Origin of the sequence: Streptomyces sp. NPDC093252 (assembly GCF_040683675.1) — a bacterium.
Lineage (GTDB): Bacteria > Actinomycetota > Actinomycetes > Streptomycetales > Streptomycetaceae > Streptomyces.
Genome location: NZ_JBFBEM010000008.1, coordinates 62208 through 77874, shown reverse-complemented (window position 1 = coordinate 77874; position 15667 = coordinate 62208). Strand labels below are relative to the sequence as shown.

General features: G+C 72.9%; 17 protein-coding genes. 10 read left to right on the top strand and 7 right to left on the bottom strand.

What is annotated here, in order from left to right:
- Nucleotides 1-44: 44 nt before the first annotated feature.
- Nucleotides 45-995 carry a hypothetical protein gene (locus tag AB0O01_RS18135; protein WP_365314523.1) on the bottom strand — a complete coding sequence of 317 codons (951 nt, stop codon included), beginning with the start codon at nt 993-995 and terminating at the stop codon, nt 45-47.
- Between the two features lie 520 nt (nt 996-1515).
- Between AB0O01_RS18135 and AB0O01_RS18130 the strand changes: the two genes are divergently transcribed.
- From AB0O01_RS18130 to AB0O01_RS18100, 7 genes are all read left to right on the top strand, one after another.
- Nucleotides 1516-2430, top strand: coding sequence for a DMT family transporter (locus tag AB0O01_RS18130; protein WP_365314522.1), 915 nt, complete (start codon nt 1516-1518; stop codon nt 2428-2430).
- 57 nt (nt 2431-2487) lie between these two features.
- On the top strand, nt 2488-3114 hold the full coding sequence (locus tag AB0O01_RS18125) for an NUDIX domain-containing protein (RefSeq protein WP_365314520.1): 627 nt from the start codon (nt 2488-2490) through the stop codon (nt 3112-3114).
- A gap of 17 nt (nt 3115-3131) precedes the next feature.
- Complete coding sequence (locus AB0O01_RS18120) at nt 3132-3524, top strand: DUF202 domain-containing protein (RefSeq protein WP_365314519.1); 393 nt, start codon at nt 3132-3134, stop codon at nt 3522-3524.
- 7 nt (nt 3525-3531) lie between these two features.
- Nucleotides 3532-3858, top strand: a complete 327-nt coding sequence (locus AB0O01_RS18115) for a DUF202 domain-containing protein (RefSeq protein ID WP_365314518.1) — start codon at nt 3532-3534, stop codon at nt 3856-3858.
- A gap of 80 nt (nt 3859-3938) precedes the next feature.
- Nucleotides 3939-4235 carry a hypothetical protein gene (locus tag AB0O01_RS18110; RefSeq protein ID WP_365314517.1) on the top strand — a complete coding sequence of 99 codons (297 nt, stop codon included), beginning with the start codon at nt 3939-3941 and terminating at the stop codon, nt 4233-4235.
- Between the two features lie 154 nt (nt 4236-4389).
- Entirely contained in the window at nt 4390-5421 is a 1032-nt protein-coding gene (locus AB0O01_RS18105) for a phosphotransferase family protein (protein ID WP_365314515.1), read from the top strand.
- A gap of 6 nt (nt 5422-5427) precedes the next feature.
- The gene (locus AB0O01_RS18100; RefSeq protein WP_365314514.1) at nt 5428-6642 is read left to right on the top strand and encodes an acyl-CoA dehydrogenase family protein; all 1215 of its coding nucleotides are present in this window, start codon (nt 5428-5430) and stop codon (nt 6640-6642) included.
- A gap of 75 nt (nt 6643-6717) precedes the next feature.
- Here the strand turns inward: AB0O01_RS18100 and AB0O01_RS18095 are convergent, their stop codons facing one another.
- Complete coding sequence (locus AB0O01_RS18095; protein ID WP_365314512.1) at nt 6718-7311, bottom strand: TetR/AcrR family transcriptional regulator; 594 nt, start codon at nt 7309-7311, stop codon at nt 6718-6720.
- 114 nt (nt 7312-7425) lie between these two features.
- Complete coding sequence (locus AB0O01_RS18090) at nt 7426-8190, bottom strand: SDR family NAD(P)-dependent oxidoreductase (protein WP_365314510.1); 765 nt, start codon at nt 8188-8190, stop codon at nt 7426-7428.
- A gap of 190 nt (nt 8191-8380) precedes the next feature.
- Between AB0O01_RS18090 and AB0O01_RS18085 the strand changes: the two genes are divergently transcribed.
- A complete protein-coding gene (locus tag AB0O01_RS18085; protein ID WP_365314509.1) occupies nt 8381-9619 on the top strand; it encodes a DUF1343 domain-containing protein in 1239 nt (412 codons plus the stop codon).
- Nucleotides 9620-9730: 111 nt separating this feature from the next.
- Here AB0O01_RS18085 and AB0O01_RS18080 read toward each other — a convergent pair whose 3' ends face one another.
- Entirely contained in the window at nt 9731-12529 is a 2799-nt protein-coding gene (locus AB0O01_RS18080; RefSeq protein ID WP_365314508.1) for a penicillin acylase family protein, read from the bottom strand.
- A 258-nt stretch (nt 12530-12787) separates the two neighbouring features.
- Here AB0O01_RS18080 and AB0O01_RS18075 point away from each other — a divergent pair, with 258 nt between their 5' ends.
- Nucleotides 12788-13390 (top strand): hypothetical protein, encoded by a 603-nt coding sequence (locus AB0O01_RS18075; protein ID WP_365314506.1) that lies wholly within the window; start codon nt 12788-12790, stop codon nt 13388-13390.
- A gap of 82 nt (nt 13391-13472) precedes the next feature.
- On the opposite strand, the gene soxR is transcribed toward AB0O01_RS18075, so the two are convergent.
- Nucleotides 13473-13934, bottom strand: coding sequence for a redox-sensitive transcriptional activator SoxR (soxR, locus tag AB0O01_RS18070; protein WP_365314505.1), 462 nt, complete (start codon nt 13932-13934; stop codon nt 13473-13475).
- 107 nt (nt 13935-14041) lie between these two features.
- On the opposite strand from soxR, the gene AB0O01_RS18065 reads away from it, so the two are divergent.
- Nucleotides 14042-14503 (top strand): MaoC family dehydratase, encoded by a 462-nt coding sequence (locus tag AB0O01_RS18065; protein WP_365314503.1) that lies wholly within the window; start codon nt 14042-14044, stop codon nt 14501-14503.
- Between the two features lie 129 nt (nt 14504-14632).
- Here AB0O01_RS18065 and AB0O01_RS18060 read toward each other — a convergent pair whose 3' ends face one another.
- Together AB0O01_RS18060 and AB0O01_RS18055 are read right to left on the bottom strand one after the other, a co-directional pair.
- A complete protein-coding gene (locus AB0O01_RS18060; protein WP_365314502.1) occupies nt 14633-15268 on the bottom strand; it encodes a TetR/AcrR family transcriptional regulator in 636 nt (211 codons plus the stop codon).
- An 82-nt stretch (nt 15269-15350) separates the two neighbouring features.
- Nucleotides 15351-15638 carry a YiaA/YiaB family inner membrane protein gene (locus AB0O01_RS18055; RefSeq protein WP_365314500.1) on the bottom strand — a complete coding sequence of 96 codons (288 nt, stop codon included), beginning with the start codon at nt 15636-15638 and terminating at the stop codon, nt 15351-15353.
- Nucleotides 15639-15667 lie beyond the last annotated feature (29 nt).

Below are 15667 nucleotides of genomic sequence, written 5' to 3'. Positions count from 1 at the left end.
GTCAGGTGGTGCGGTGGAGCCGGTCGTGCGGTGCCGCGGAGTGGTCAGGTGGTGCCGAGCGCGCCGTCGCGGGCCGAGCGGAACGCCGAGGCGGGGTCGCGGTCCGGGTAGGACCACGGCTGGGGGGTGAAGCGGTCGCCGATGCGGTGGAAGAGGGCCGCGGCTTCGGCGGAGCGGCCCTCGCAGTACTTGGCGTGGGCGAGGAAGTTCAGGTCGACCAGGCGGCGCGGATGCTCCTCGTGCTCCCACTCCAGCCACCAGTCGAACGCGGCCTTCATCACCTGGCGGGCCCGGCGTCCGTCCCAGTGCCCGGAGGCGACCGGGTCGGTCGGCAGATGACCCGCGGCGGCCAGGACCCGGAACCGCTCGGCGTGCGCGACCACCGGGAGGATGGCGAGCGGGGAGTCGGCGGGGGCCTGCTCGGCGGCCCAGTTGGCGAAGTCGTACACCTCGTGCAGCGGGTCGGCGCCGGCCTCGGTGAGCCGCTCGGCGAGCCGCGCCACCAGCAGATGGTGGGCGTGGTGATGATCGGGGTGGCGGTGCCGGATCTCGTCGAAGAGCCGGACCACGTCCTCCTCGGCGCCGAGCGAGCGCTCCAGCAGCAGCAGTCCGAGCCAGGGGGTGGGGTCGGCGGGGGCGCGGCGGGCGGCGGCGGCGCATGCCTCGCGGGCCCGTTCCGGCTTCTGCTTGCCGCGCAGCGCCCGGTGCACCTGGGCGAACGCGAAGAGCACGGCGGCGTCGGCGGACTCGGGTTCGGCGAGCTGCCAGTCGCCCGCCCAGGCGGCGGTGTACGGCTCGGCGCCGAGGACGGTGACCCGGTGGCCCCGGCGGTCCCAGTCGTCGGCGGTGCGCACCAGCAGGGAGCGGACCGCCTGCCAGCGGCCCTGGGCCAACGCGGCACGCGCGGCACTGAGTTCGGTGTCGTCGAGAGCCGCGTCATGGGCCTGAGCCGCTCGCCTGCGGCCCCGGCCGAGGGGAGGCGGGGGTGGGGACACCGCGGGAACTTCCTCAGCGACGATGCGGGTGGTCGATGTGGTCGGCCTGCTATCGGCCGATCACGGACAGCAAACCGGCAGCCAACGCTCAGCGTCAAGTGCGTTCCAGCCGTGACACGCGTCAACTCGTGGGAGGAGAGAGACAGTTGTGCCGACTTCGTGGAGATCGCCGCACGCGGGCCGTGATGCACCCCGAGCCGTGTGCGTTAAGTCACACCGGCGATTCTCGGCCATGCACACGGAGGGCTGTCCGCCAGTCGACCGCATAGCGGAGTGTGTCGCTCCGGTTACTGGGTCTGGATGTGGCGTAGGTCATAGCGATCACGGATGCGGCGCCGGACCATGGCGAGTGAGCACACCCGCGCCCGTGGCCGGCCGCCGCCGCAGTGCCCCCCCCCACTGCCCCGGCTGCCCCGGCCGCCCGCGTTCGGGCCCTTCCCAGGGGCAGTGACGCCCCCGGTCCCCTACAGTCGGCCGTACCGCACCATGTGTTTCCGGCCGGATGATCCCGAGGTACAGCGTGTCGGTTCTGGTTCTGGTTCTCGCCGTGAGTGCCGCGTGCTGTCTGGGCTTCGGCTTCGTCCTCCAGCAGAACGCGGCCCAGCGGGCACCGCGCGGCGACTTCCTCTCCCCGCGGCTGCTGCTCGATCTGATGCGGGTGCCGCGCTGGCTCGGCGGGATCGCGCTGATGGCCGCGGGCATGGTGCTGGGCGCCATCGCGCTGGGCCAGGGCCAGCTCTCCCTGGTGGAACCGCTGCTGGCGACGAATCTGCTGTTCGCCCTCGCGCTGTCCCGGCGCCAGACCAGGCAGCCGCTGGGCCGCCAGGGCTGGGCCGGGCTCGCCCTGCTGGCGGGCGGGGTGACCACCTTCATCGTCGCCGGTCAGCCGCACGGCGGCACGGCGGTGGTCGATCCGCTGCGGCACTGGCTGATCATCGGTGTGATGGTGGGGCTGGCGCTGCTGCTCACCGGGTACGCCAAGCGCTCCCGGATGGGCTCCGCCCCCATGCTGCTCGCCCTGGCGGCCGGTCTGCTCTACGGGGTGCAGGACGCGCTGACCCGGGTCAGCGGACAGCGGTTCGGCGAGGGCGGGATCCTGGAGGTGCTGACCGGCTGGCAGCCGTACGCGGTGCTGGCGCTCGGGATCACCGGGCTGGTCCTGGTGCAGAGCGCGTTCGAGACCGGGTCGCTGCGCAGTTCGCTGCCCGCGCTGACCGCCGCCCAGCCCATCGCCGGGATCATCTGCGGCGTCGGGTTCCTGGGCGACCGGCTGCGCACCGACACCGGCGCGCTGGCCTGGGAGGCGGCGGGGCTCGCCGGGGTGGTGGCGGGCATCGTCCTGCTCGGGATGCACCCGGCCATGCCCCGGGGGGCGACGGCGGCCACGACGGCGACGATGGGACGGCTCCAGCCGGTACCGGCCCGCCCGAGCTGACGGGTCACGCGTACCAGTACGGGGCGGGGAACGCGCGGGGGCTGTTTGGATACCCCCATGAGCGACGCAGCCGATGACGGGTACACCAGCGCCGATCCCGCCGACGAGCTTCTCGACGTCGTCGACGAGCACGACCGGGTGACCGGGCAGGTCCGCCGGGGCGAGGTCTACGCCCGCGGGCTCCGGCACCGCTGCGTGTTCGTGCGGGTCAGGGACGATGCCGGGCGGATCTTCGTGCACCGGCGGACGGCCACCAAACTGGTGTTCCCGGCCTGCTACGACCCGTTCGTTGGCGGGGTGGTCGGCGCGGGCGAGTCCTACGACGACGCGGCGCTGCGGGAGGCCGAGGAGGAACTGGGCGTCTCGGGGCTGCCCGACCCGACCTTCCTGTTCACGTTCCTCTATGACGACGGGGCCGGGCGGAGCTGGTGGTCGGCGGTGTACGAGGTGCGCTGCGAGCTGCCGGTGCGGCCCCAGGCGGAGGAGGTGGCCTGGCACGCCTTCCTGCCGGAGAGCGAGATCGAGCGGCGGCTCGACGCGGACGACGGGGACGACGCGGACGACGGGGACGACGGGGACGACGGGGACGACACCTGGGAGTGGGTGCCGGACGGGCGGGCCGCGTACGCCCTGCTACGGGATCGCCCGGCGGGACGAGGCCGACCGTACGGGGAGCACATCTGACGGTTAGGGTCGGTCGGGTGAGCGACTTTGTGCGGAACGTCCGGTTGTGGTTCGCCCCCGAGCGGGTCCGCGCGGAGGGCGCCACCCCCGACTACCGGTTCTCCCTGGCCAACGAACGCACCTTCCTGGCCTGGCTGCGGACCGCGCTGGCGCTGATCGGCGGCGGGTTCGCGGTGGACCAGTTCCTGCCCGATCTGCGCTGGGCGGTCCGGGTCGCGCTGGCGCTGGCGCTGCTCGCGGCCGGTGTCCTGTGCTCGCTGCGGGCGGTCAACCACTGGGTGCGCTGCGAGCGGGCGATGCGGCGCGGCGAGGATCTGCCGGTCTCCCGGTTCCCGGCGCTGCTGAGCCTGGTCGTCGCGGTGGTGGCGCTCGGCATGGTGGTGGTCGTCCTGCTCGGCTGGGAGGGGTGAGGCGACGGTGAGCGCCGAGGCCGGGCCCGTACGGGATCCGGGGCTCCAGCCGGAGCGGACCCGGCTCGCCTGGCGGCGGACCACCCTCGCCGGGACGGTCACCGCCGTCCTCGCGGTGCGCAGCACCGTGCGCGGCGGTCTGTCACCCGCGTCGGCACTGGTGTGCGCCGCGTGCGTGCTGCTCTGGCTGGGCTTTCTGCTGATCGCCCACCGGCGGATACGCGCCCTCACGGCGGATGCCCGCCCGGCCGCGCTGCCACCCCGGCAGGCCGCCGCGGCGACCCTGTGCACGGTGTTCCTGGCGGTGTGCGCGGCGGCGGCGATCGTGTTCTGAGGGGCCACATCGACGGCCACACCGGCACCGGCATCGACACCGCAGGGCATATGAGCGATATGCCCCATATGCTCGCCTCTATGAGCACCACACACCTCGAACACACCACCCACGCCCACACCCACGGCCCCGAGTGCGGCCACACCGCCGTACCCCACGGCGATCACGTCGACTACGCGCACGACGGGCATCTGCACCGCGCGCACAACGGCCACTGGGACGAGTGCGAGGCGGCCGGGCACACCGCCCACGCCGGGCACGAGCACCGGCACGGCGCGGACTGCGGCCATGCCTCGGTACTGCACGGCGACCACATCGACTACCTCCACGACGGCCACCGCCACGCCGCCCACGGCGACCACTGGGACGACCACTGAGGAGATCGGCCCGCCCCCCCAGGGTGACCCGGAGAGGAGATCGACCCCGCTCCCCTAGGGTGGCCCGGAGGGCATTCCCTCCCGGGCGTCTGGACGGCATACCGACCGGTCGGCATCATGGTCACGTCCTGTTCGCGCGTCCGTAGGAGCGACGATGGCTGCCGACCACCCGCCCGGTCTCGATCCCGACCGGCTGCGCGGACTCCTCGACCGCGAGCGGCCCGGTCTGGTGGCGGGGCCGCTGACCGCCCAACTGATCGAGGGCGGACGCTCCAACCTCACCTACACCGTCACCGACGGCACCGGCCGCTGGGTCGTCCGGCGTCCGCCGCTCGGCCATGTCCTGGCCACCGCCCACGACATGCGGCGCGAGCACCGGGTGATCAGCGCCCTGCACCCGACCGCCGTGCCGGTGCCCGGGACGCTGCTGCTGTGCGAGGACGAGGAGGTGCTCGGGGCGCCGTTCTATGTGATGGAGCAGGTGCCCGGCACCCCGTACCGCACCGCCGCGCAGCTCGCCCCGCTGGGGCCGGAGCGGACCCGGGCGGCCGTGCTGGGGCTGGTCGACACGCTGGTCGAGCTGCACGCGGTGGATCCGGCGGCGGTCGGCCTCGATGACTTCGGGCGGCCGGACGGGTTCCTGGACCGGCAGCTCCGCCGCTGGAGCAAGCAGCTCGACGCCTCCCGCGACCGCGACCTGCCCGGCATCGACGAGCTGCACACGGCGCTGGGCCGCACCCTGCCCCGCTCCCCCGCCCCGACCGTGGTCCACGGCGACTACCGGCTCGACAACGTCCTGCTGGACGGTTCCGACCGGATCACGGCCGTACTGGACTGGGAGATGTCCACCCTCGGCGATCCGCTGACCGATCTGGGGCTGCTGGTGATGTACAGCACCCCGCTCGGCACCCCCGGCTCCCCGGTGTCCACCACCGCCGAGGCCGCCGGTCATCCCGCGCCCGCCGAGCTGGTCGAGCGGTACGCGGACCGCTCGGGGCGCGAGGTGGCGGCGGTGGCCTGGTACACGGCCTTCGCCTGGTTCAAGCTCGCGGTGATCCTGGAGGGCATCCACTACCGGTACACCCTCGGCCGGACCGTCGGGCCCGGCTTCGACCGGATCGGCGCTCTGGTCCCCGTCTTCATCGAGCACGGCCTGACCACGCTGCGCGACCTCCAGGAAGGCTGAACCGGCATGGACTTCGCGTTCGACGCCCGCACCGAGGAGCTGCGCTCCGCCCTGCTCGCCTTCATGGACGAGTACGTGTACCCGGCCGAGCCGGTCGCCGAGGAGCAGCGGGCCGCCCTCGCCTCGCCCTGGGACACCCCGCCCGTGGTGGCGGAGCTGACGGCGGAGGCACGGCGGCGGGGCCTGTGGAACCTGTTCCTGCCGGACGCCGTCCACGGCGCCGGGCTCACCAACCTCCAGTACGCCCCGCTCGCCGAGATCACCGGCCGCTCCCCGCATCTCGCGCCCGTCGCCACCAACTGCGCCGCCCCGGACACCGGGAACATGGAGGTGCTGGCGCAGTTCGGCACCGAGGAGCAGCGCGAACGGTGGCTGGAGCCGCTGCTCGCCGGGGAGATCCGCTCGGCGTTCGCGATGACCGAACCGGAGGTGGCCTCGGCCGACGCCACCAACATCACCACCCGGATCGAGCGCGACGGCGACCACTATGTCGTCACGGGCCGCAAGTGGTACATCTCCGGGGCGATGAACCCGGACTGCGCGGTCTTCATCGTGATGGGCAAGACCGACCCCGACGGCCCGGACCCGCGCCGCCAGCAGTCCATGGTCCTGGTCCCCCGCGACACCCCCGGGGTGACCGTCCGCCGCGCGATGCGCGTCTTCGGCTACGAGGACCACTCCCACGGCGGCCATGCCGAGGTGCTCTTCGACCGGGTGCGGGTCCCGGCGTCGGCCCTGGTCGGCGAGGAGGGCGGCGGCTTCGCCATCGCGCAGGCCCGGCTCGGCCCCGGCCGGATCCACCACTGCATGCGGCTGATCGGGATGGCGGAGCGGGCGATCGAGCTGATGTGCCGGCGGGCGGTGTCCCGGACGGCGTTCGGCAGGGCGCTGGGGCAGCAGGGCGTGGTGCAGAACTGGATCGCGGACGCCCGGGTGACCATCGAGCAGCTCCGGCTGCTGGTGCTGAAGACGGCCTGGCTGATGGACACCGTCGGCAACCGGGGCGCCCACACCGAGATCCAGGCCATCAAGATCGCGACGCCCCGCGCGGTCGTCGGCATCCTGGACCGGGCGATCCAGTTGCACGGGGCGGGCGGGGTGAGTCAGGACTTCCCGCTGGCCGAGCTGTACGCCGCCGCCCGCACCCTGATGATCGCGGACGGGCCGGACGAGGTGCACCAGCGGTCGCTGGCGCGGCGGGAGCTGAAGCGGTACCTGTGACCGGGGCTGAGGACCCACCTGTGACCGGGGCTGAGGCAGTCCCTCCGGGGCGGCCGGTGCCGGAGGTACGGGCGGTCAGGGGCGCAGGGCCCTCAGCAGCAGGTCGGCGAGGTGGTCGGCGACCTGCTGGGGGCTGAGCGGTCCGTCGGGGCGGTACCAGGTGGAGAGATGGTGGACGGACCCGAAGTGGTAGTCCACGACCAGGTCGGCGGGGGTGGCGTCGGAGAAGACGCCCTCGCGCTGGCCCTCCTCGATGAGCGCGCGGAAGCGTTCGTGGTAGCGGCGGCGCTCGGCGCGGACCTGTTTGTTCTTCTCCGGGCCGAGGTGGTGCATGGACCGGAAGAAGATCATGGCGTCGTCGAGGTTCTCGATGGTGGTGACCACCACGTCCGCCGCCGCGTCCCGCAGCCGCTGCTGCACCGGGGCATCGGCCTCGGCGAAGGCGTCGAGACGTTCCTGCTGGACGCGGAGCACCCGGGCGTACACCTCGTGCAGCAGATCGTCCTTGGAGCCGAAGTAGTGGTAGAGGGCGCCCTTGGTGACGCCCGCGGCCTCGACGATCTCCTGCACCGACGTGCGGTCGTAGCCCTGCTCGGCGAAGAGCCGGGTGGCGGCGGCCAGCAGCCGCTGGGGGACGGGCGCCCCGTCCCCGTCCGTCGTTCTGGGCACTGCCGCCACCTGCCTTCCGTGAGGGTTCGCCGTCGGTCCCGTGAACGGGAGCACACACCTTCCGACGGAGGATCTTCCCACCCGCCCGGTCCGGCGCCTCGGGCAGGACCCCGCTCAGTCCACCGCCTCCCACTTCCGCTGGAGATGGTTCATGCCGGTCAGCCAGTGGTCCGGGTCGGTGGCGCGCGCCCGGTAGTACGCGGCGACCTCGGGGTGCGGCAGGATCAGGAACCGGTCCTCGGCCATCCCCTCGAACAGCGCGTCGGCCACGTCCCCGGGCTCGATCGCGGTCGGCCGGAGCACCAGGTCGCCCGCGCTGCCGGTGGCGTCCAGCATGGCGGTCCGCACGCCCTGGGGACAGATGGCGTGCACCTTCACCCCGCGGTGCCGGTACGTCAGCGACAGCCACTCGGCGAAGGCGTGGGCGCCGTGCTTGGTGACGCTGTAGGGGGCGGCGCCGATCATGGTGAGCAGCCCGGCGGCCGACACCGTCGACACGAACCGCCCCCGGCCCCGCTCCAGCCAGCCCGGCAGCAGCGCCCGCGCGGCTCGGACATGGGCCATCACATTGACGTCCCAGGCCGCGTCCCACACCTCGTCCGGGGCGGTCTCGGAGCCGCCGGAGCCGAGACCGGCGTTGGCGCAGTAGATGTCGACGGTGCCGTCGAGGGCGTCGAGGGCCGCGCCGATGACGGCGGAGGCGTCACCGGGCAGGGCGACTGCCCCGATCTCGGCGGCGACCGCCTCGGCCCGGCCCGCGTCGAGGTCGTTGACGACGACCCGGGCGCCCTCCCGGGCGAACCGCCGGGCGAGCGCGGCCCCGATCCCGCCGCCCGCGCCCGTGACGACCACTCCGGCACCCCGCACGCTGACCACCATCGCCCTCCAGTCCCTGCCGCTCCGGGCCCCCGCCGATCCAGACTAACCGGTCGGTATGGACGGAGGAAGGGCGTCCCGGCCCGCCCGGCACACGTCCGGCACCCGCCCGGCAGACGTCCGGTCCCCCGACACACCCCCTCGCCGCCCCCGCCCCCTCCCCACCGCCCCGCGCAGCCTCTACCGTCCCCTCATGCCCCCCACACGACGCACGGTCCTGGCCGGAACGACCGCCGCCGCTCTCGCCCTCGCCGCCCCCGCGGCGACCGCCGCGGGTCACGCCGCTGCCCCGCGCACCGGTTTCGAACGCCTCGCGGACGACGGGTACGCCGTACTCGGCGGCGCCCGGGTCGGGATCGTCACCAATCCCACCGGGGTGACCCGGGACGTCCGGCATCTCGTGGACGTCATGCACGCCGATGAACGGGTGGACCTCGTCGCCGTCTTCGGCCCGGAGCACGGCTTCCGCGGCACCGCCCAGGCCGGCGGGTCCGAGGGCCGCCACGACGACCCGGCGACCGGGCTGCCCGTGTACGACACGTACGGCAAGCGGGGCCGGCCGCTCGCCGACATCTTCACCGCGTCCGGTGTGGACACGGTCGTCTTCGACATCCAGGATGTCGGCGCCCGCTTCTACACCTACATCTGGACGCTGTTCGACTGCATGGAGGCGGCGGCCCTGGCCGGAAAGCGGGTGGTGGTGCTGGACCGGCCGAACCCGGTCACCGGGCGCGACGCGTACGGCCCGGTGCTGGAGCCGGGGTTCGCGAGCTTCGTCGGACGGCAGCCGATCGCGCAGGCGCACGGGATGACCGTGGGCGAGCTGGCCCACCTGTTCAACGGGGAGTTCCTGCCCGCTCCGGTGCCGCTTGAGGTCGTCCGGATGCGCGGCTGGCGCCGGTCGGACTTCTACGACGCCTCGGGGCTGCCCTGGGTGCCGCCGAGCCCGAACATGCCGACGCCGGACACCGCGCTGGTCTACGCGGGGACCTGTCTGTTCGAGGGGACGAACCTCTCCGAGGGGCGCGGCACCACCCGGCCCTTCGAACTGCTCGGCGCGGAGGGCCTGGACGGGCGCTGGGCCGCCGCCGCCAATGAACTGGGGCTGCCGGGCGTCCGGTTCCGGGAGGCGTACTTCACGCCGACCTTCTCCAAATTTCCCCACAGGACGGTCGGCGGGGTCCAGGTCCATGTCCACGACCGGCGGGCCTTCGACCCCGTGCGCACGGGGATCGGGCTGCTGATCACCGCCCGGCGGAGCTGGAGCGGGTTCCGCTGGCTGGAGAACCACTGGATCGACACCCTCACCGGCTCCACCCGGGTGCGCACGATGATCGACGCGGGGGCGGGGACCGGCGAGGTGGTGGCCGCCTGGCAGCACGGCCTGGCGGCGTTCCGGTCGACCCGGGAGCGGTATCTGCTGTATCGGTGAGGCGGGGGGCGGGGGTTCCGGGGGTACGGGGGTACCGGGGGTACCGGCCCGACCGTGGCCGGTATTGGTCAGTGCTGGCCGGTACTGGTCGGTACCCCCGGGACCGGGGCCTCAGCGGTGGGAGGTGAACTCCACGACCTGCTGGTAGGTGGGCCGGTTCTGCCAGCTCACCTTCGGGTGTTTGATGCCGCCGAGCGCGCGCTGGTTCAGCGAGTCGGCGCACCACTGGTCCCCGGCCGCGCACAGGGTGTCGCCCGGGTAGACCTGGGCGGGGGTCCTGGCGGCGGCCTGGGTGAGGGTGGTGAGCAGGGCGTCCCGGCAGGCGGTGAGGGAGCCGCCGCCGCAGTACTCGTCACCGAGCGGCCCCCGGACGGTCTCGCCGAGGACCGTCCGCAGATCCTTGTCGACATAGCTCCACCAGCCGTACTGGAAGGCGCTTCCGGCGTGGGCGCCGGTCGGGCCGTGGGCGGCGGAGGGTGATTCGTCGACGGGGAGGTTGGCGGTGATCGCGGTGTGGAGATCAGTGCCGAGTCCGGGTTCGAACTGGGCCCTGACCAGCAGCGGCCACCAGGCGTCGAGGATCCGGATGGCGTCGGCGTGGGCGTAGGTCCGGGAGCCGGGCGAGGTCTCGGTGCGCCTGCCGCCCGCCGCCGCCCATGCCTGGAGCCTGGTCACCGCCGAGGCGGCGGCCGGATCGGTGACCGGGCTGCTGGTGAGGACGCGCAGCAGCTCCGGGAGGACCTGCTCGGCGCGCAGATCGGTGAGCCCGGCGTCGGCCATGGCCCGCACCAGCGCCGAGCGGGTCACCCCGCCCTGCTGGACCAGCCGTTTCACCCGGTCGTCCAGCAGATTCCCGCGGTGCACCGAGCCGTTGCCCCAGGGGGCGGCGGTGTAGTCCCGGGCCTGTTTGTTGTTCCAGGAGATGTAGTAGTCCTGGTCGAGGGAGTTCGGGTGCTGGGCGGGCGGGGTGTACTCGGCGGCGTTGGTCGCCGGGTCCCAGCCACGCCATTCGTAGGTTTCCCGGGCCCAGACCGGGAACTCGGGGTCGACGCCGGTGGCCCGGACGGGGTTGTCGCCGCTGTTGTAGTAGGCGGTGCGCGTGGAGTCGGCGTAGAACCAGTTGAAGGTGAAGTTGATGTGCTGGGTGGCCTGCTGGAAGGTCTCCGGGCCGGTGACGTACCCGGGGTCGTTCAGCATCTGGAAGCCGACGATCGACTCGGCCTCGTTGAGGAACGACGAACGCAGGGTGGTGTAGGCGACCTTCTTCCCGCCGACGGTCGCCCGGTACGCGACGGGACCGTACGCGGTCCGCCAGACCCGCAGGGTGTACGAGCCGGCCGCGGTGCCGTCGGCGACGGTGGGCTTCCAGGCGTTCTTGCGCTCCACCTTCTCCATCGGCGTGCACACGCCCCGGAGGAGGTAGTGGTGGTCGTCCTGGCACAGCTCGACGGCGTAGGTGTCGATGATGTCCTGGCCGGAGGTGGTGGCGCTCCAGGCGTAGTCCTGGCCGCGGCCGAGCAGGACGTACATGCCGAGCCCGGCGAAGGTGGCGCCGCGGGCGCTCAGCCCCGGGCCCTGGATCTCCTGGAGCATCAGCAACTGTGGCGCGAAATAGCCGGTCTGCGGTCCGAAGACGGCGATGGGGTGGCCGCTCGCGGTGTGCTCGCCGCTGACGACCAGGGCGTTGGACATCCCGCGCCGGGCGGAACTGACGGCGTCCGCGGCGGCGTCGGCGGAGGTGGCGGTGGCCGGGGCGGTGGCGGCGCTGCCGGTGCGGTCGTACACAAGGGGTTCGCGGGTGACCGAGCCGGGGTCGGGGAGGGCGGCGCCCTGCGGGTTCGCGGGCTTGGTGCCGTAGGGGAAGCTGCCGTCGTGGACGGTGAGGACGGCCTCGGGGTCGTTGCGCTCCCGGAACGACTCCCAGACCTCGGTGCCCTTCTGCACCCCGTACCTCTGCTGGGCGGCGAGCAGGGAGAGGGCGTTGTTCACCTCGCCGCCGCCTCCGGCGCCGAAGAGGGAGCCGATGACGGAGGCGAGGGCGACCAGGTCGGTGGGCCGGAAGCGCTCGATGGTCCCGGCGTTGGTGATCGAGTCCTTGTGGCCGGTGAGGACGTACTCGCCGGGGAAGTACCGGCCGCTGTCGGAGGCGGCGATATAGGCGTTGATGCCGTCGACGTACGCCGTGACGTCGGCGAGGGCCTGGCGGCCCCGGTCACCGTTGGTGGCGGCGGCGCGGTCGATCTGGGCCTGTAGCTCGGTCTCGGTGTAGGGGGCGTCGCGCCAGAACGTCTGCTCCAGGGCCTGGTTGTCGAGGGCGCCCCCGGCGAAGGAGGTGAGCTGACCGCGCCCGACGTGCCGGAAGAGGTCCATCAGCCAGAGACGGTCCTGGGCGGCGGCGTACCCGGCGCCGAACTCGGTGCCGTAGCGGGTGGTGCCCGTGATGTGCGGCACACCGGTCTTCTTGTCCCGGACGATGGTGACATCGGTGCGCCCGGCGGGTTTCAGGGTGGAGGCGACCTGGTCGGCGGGGACGCCGAAGGAGGCGTCGTTGAAGAAGGTGTTGAGGGTGGCGTCGGTCAGCGTCTGGTAACCGGTGGCGAGCTTCGCATAGGGCCCGAGCTGGTCCTCCGCGTGGTCGGGCTGGGTGCCGAACGCCTGGTTCAGCAGGATCTGGGCGAGGGTGGCGTTGCCGTTCTGGCCGGGCGGCAGGATGTCCGAGCACTGGGTGCCGCAGTGGTCCACGACCGCCGCCGCCCCGGTCGCCGCGGGGGTGGCGGCCGAGGCGGCGGGGGACAGCGGGGCCAGCAGCCCGGCCATCAGGACGCATACGGAAGCGGTCTTCAGGAACCCACGGGGCGTGTGGGGAGTTCTCAGTCCGACGAGCGCGGTGCGTGGGGTGCGCCGTGACATGGCGGCTCCTCCCGACGGGGATGGGGCCGGACGTTACCGGCGGTTAGTGCCGGGTTAAAAGGTGAACATGCGTCAAGTTTTCGCGGTGCTGCCCCTGCTCCCGCCCGCTCCTCCGGTGTCCGCCGGGGCCGCCGGGAAATCGGGGGGAGCCGGAAGGGAGCCGAATCGCGGGGCGATACGTCTATTCGGCGACGTCCGTACGACGACGACGCCGCGGTGACCGAAGTACAGGTGCAGATGTGACGGAGGTGCAGGGCGATGGCCGGTTTCCGGAGTCTGGCAAGACAGGTGCGCGACCCTCGGTGCGATCTGGCACTACGGCGCTACTCGCTGCGCAAGTGCCTTGAGCGGTTCGCCCCCTATGGGCACAGAGCGACCTGGGACCATCTGTGCGCGCGGGCCGGGTTCGACCCCGAGGACCGCTCCCCCGACCCGGTGCGGCTCGTGGCCGCGCTGGAGGAGCTGGAGGCGGCGCGGGCGGTCTGGCTGGCCTATGAGAGCGGGTTCGCCGAGCGCCGCAGGAAGGAGAAGTACGACGGGCTGCGCCGGCCGGGCAGCGTGGACGACTGGCACCGGCTGACCTGGGGCGGCTTCGGAGTCGCCTGGTGCGACGACCCCCGGGTGCATCCCGGCGAGCCCCTGGCGGAGGTGCTGCGCCGGCTGATCGCGGCGCTGGAGCGCGAGCCGGGCGCCGAGTGCCCGGTCTGTGACGGGGAGCGCCTGGTCTGGAAGTACGAACTCGATCACGAACCGTCCTCCGGACCGGTCTGCCTGGACTGCGGCATCCTGGTCCCCCGCCCGGTCCTGACCGCCGAGGCCCTCGCGTACGCGCGGCGCGGACAACTGCTCATGTCCGCGTGACCGATGGCCAGCAGGACCTTGGGGGTGCGCCGGGGATGCCGCACCCCCGCAGGACCGCTGCCGCCCGTCCGCACCCGAAAAGCTACCGACGCCGCTCCACCAGCAACCGCGACCCCGCCCGCTCCTGCCCGAAGGCGTCATCGGGATTGGACAGCACACAGCTCTCCAGCGACAGACACCCGCACCCGATGCAGTCGGCCAGATGATCCCGCAACCGGTTCAACTGCCGGATCCGCTCCTCCAGCTCCGACCGCCACGCCCGCGACAACCGAGCCCAGTCCTCCCGCGTCGGCGTCCGCTCCTCGGGCAGTTCCGCCAGCGCCTCCCGGATCGTGGCGAGCGGGATGCCGACCCGCTGCGCGGCCCGTACGAAGGCGACCCGGCGCAGCGCGTCGCGCGAGTAGCGGCGCTGATTGCCCGACGTCCGTCGACTGCTGATCAGCCCCTTGGACTCGTAGAAGTGCAGCGCGGACACCGCGGCCCCGCTCCGCGCGGACAACTGGCCGACGGTGAGTTCATGAACGTTCTCTGGAATCTGCGGCATCACCGCAACCCTACCCATGCGCACCGCGCCCGCCGTCCCGTTGACATCGGCCCCCCTCCCGACCATGCTAAGCAGTTGCTTAGATCATTCGAACGGGAGGCCGGGACATGGCGGAGCCGAGGATCTTCACCTCCGTGGACGAGCTGAGGGCCGCGGTGGGCGAGCGGCTGGGGCACACCGACTGGATCGAGATCGACCAGCAGCGGATCGACCTGTTCGCCGAGGCGACCGGCGACCACCAGTGGATCCATGTGGACCCGGCCAGGGCAGCGACCGGGCCCTTCGGGACGACGATCGCGCACGGCTATCTCACCCTCGCGCTGCTGCCGCTGTTCGCGCCGCAACTGATAGCCGTGGAGGGGGTGACGATGGGCGTCAACTACGGCACCAACAAGGTGCGTTTCCCCGCTCCCGTCCCGGTCGGCTCCCGGCTGCGCGCCACGGCGGCGGTCTCGGCGGTGGACGACGTGCCGGGCGGGGTCCAGGTGGCGATCGTCTTCACGGTCGAGCGCGAGGGCGGGGACAAGCCGGTGTGCGTGGCGGAATCGGTGTCGCGCTACTACCTGTGAGCCCCGCGGCCGGTGTTGGGCCCGGCGGCCACCGTTGAACCCCACTGCCGCCTCCGAGCCCGGCCGCTACCGCCGAGCCCTCCTGCCGCCGCTGCGCCCCGCCACGGCTTCCGCCCCTGAGCGCGGCCCCTACCTCCGGGGCACCCCGGCCCCCACCATCCGCAGCACCAGCCCCGCGTACATCGCGCCCACCTCGTCCGGCGTCCAGGGCCCCCGGACGCTGAACCAGCGGGCCACGTCGATGCAGAGCGACAGCACCGCGAGGGTCGTGCCCTGGACGTCGAGGACGTCGAAGGCGCCGGAGGCGATGCCGTCCTCGATGATCCCGCGGACCTCGGCGTCGCACTGCCGCCGCAGGGCGACGATCTCCGCGCGGGCGTCCGGCCCGAGGGAGTCCAGCTCGTACTGCACGACCCGGGCCGTCGTGCGGTGCCCGGCGTGCCAGCGGACGAAGGAGGCGACCGCGTCGGCCAGCCGCTCGCCCGCGGTGCCGTCGCCGCGCGCGGCGGTGCGCAGGATGTCGAGGGCCTTCTCGTGGCCGATCCGGCTGATCCGGTGGAGCAGCTCTTCCTTGGTCCGGTAGTGGATGTAGAGCGCGGCCGGGCTCATCCCGGCGCGGCCGGCGATGTCGCGGGTGGTGGTGGCGTGGTAGCCGCGCTCGGCGAAGGCGTCCACCGCGGCGATCAGCAGCCGCCGCGCCGCGTCCGGGGTGACCTCGACCCACGGCTCGTGCTCGCCGCCGGCCGTCTCCTCCGCCGTACTCATCGCTTCCTCGCCCCTCTCGCCGACCGGGGCACCACCATACAACCGAGGGTGAGCGGGCGCTTAGCAGGCGGGCGGGACCGGATCAGAGCTTCTCGAAGGGGTCGTGCTCGGCGAGCAGCTTCTCCAGCCGGGCCTGGTCGACGCGGCTGACCAACTGCCCGGCCTCCTGGCGGTCGCGGACCACCTTGGCGAGGGTGAAGGCGGAGGTGACGAGATAGAGGACGGCGATACCGAGGAAGGCCCGGACCCAGGGGTCGGCCTCCAGTTGGAAGATGCCGACGCCCGTGGCCCCGAGGGCGAGCGCGAAGGAGACGACGGCCTGACCGTGGAACGCCGCCGTGTTCTGCGGCTTGACGCGTGTGTCACTCATGGGGAACAGCGTCGGCGAATGTGGCGTCG

Excerpts from the sequence above, each read along its gene's own strand:
- AB0O01_RS18125 (WP_365314520.1), top strand. The coding sequence starts at position 2,488 with ATGAGCGACGCAGCCGATGACGGGTACACCAGCGCCGATCCCGCCGAC.
- AB0O01_RS18110 (WP_365314517.1), top strand. The coding sequence starts at position 3,939 with ATGAGCACCACACACCTCGAACACACCACCCACGCCCACACCCACGGC.
- AB0O01_RS18105 (WP_365314515.1), top strand. The coding sequence starts at position 4,390 with ATGGCTGCCGACCACCCGCCCGGTCTCGATCCCGACCGGCTGCGCGGA.
- AB0O01_RS18100 (WP_365314514.1), top strand. The coding sequence starts at position 5,428 with ATGGACTTCGCGTTCGACGCCCGCACCGAGGAGCTGCGCTCCGCCCTG.
- AB0O01_RS18090 (WP_365314510.1), bottom strand. The coding sequence starts at position 8,190 with ATGGTGGTCAGCGTGCGGGGTGCCGGAGTGGTCGTCACGGGCGCGGGC.
- AB0O01_RS18085 (WP_365314509.1), top strand. The coding sequence starts at position 8,381 with ATGCCCCCCACACGACGCACGGTCCTGGCCGGAACGACCGCCGCCGCT.
- AB0O01_RS18080 (WP_365314508.1), bottom strand. The coding sequence starts at position 12,529 with ATGTCACGGCGCACCCCACGCACCGCGCTCGTCGGACTGAGAACTCCC.
- AB0O01_RS18075 (WP_365314506.1), top strand. The coding sequence starts at position 12,788 with ATGGCCGGTTTCCGGAGTCTGGCAAGACAGGTGCGCGACCCTCGGTGC.
- soxR (WP_365314505.1), bottom strand. The coding sequence starts at position 13,934 with ATGCCGCAGATTCCAGAGAACGTTCATGAACTCACCGTCGGCCAGTTG.
- AB0O01_RS18065 (WP_365314503.1), top strand. The coding sequence starts at position 14,042 with ATGGCGGAGCCGAGGATCTTCACCTCCGTGGACGAGCTGAGGGCCGCG.
- AB0O01_RS18060 (WP_365314502.1), bottom strand. The coding sequence starts at position 15,268 with ATGAGTACGGCGGAGGAGACGGCCGGCGGCGAGCACGAGCCGTGGGTC.
- AB0O01_RS18055 (WP_365314500.1), bottom strand. The coding sequence starts at position 15,638 with ATGAGTGACACACGCGTCAAGCCGCAGAACACGGCGGCGTTCCACGGT.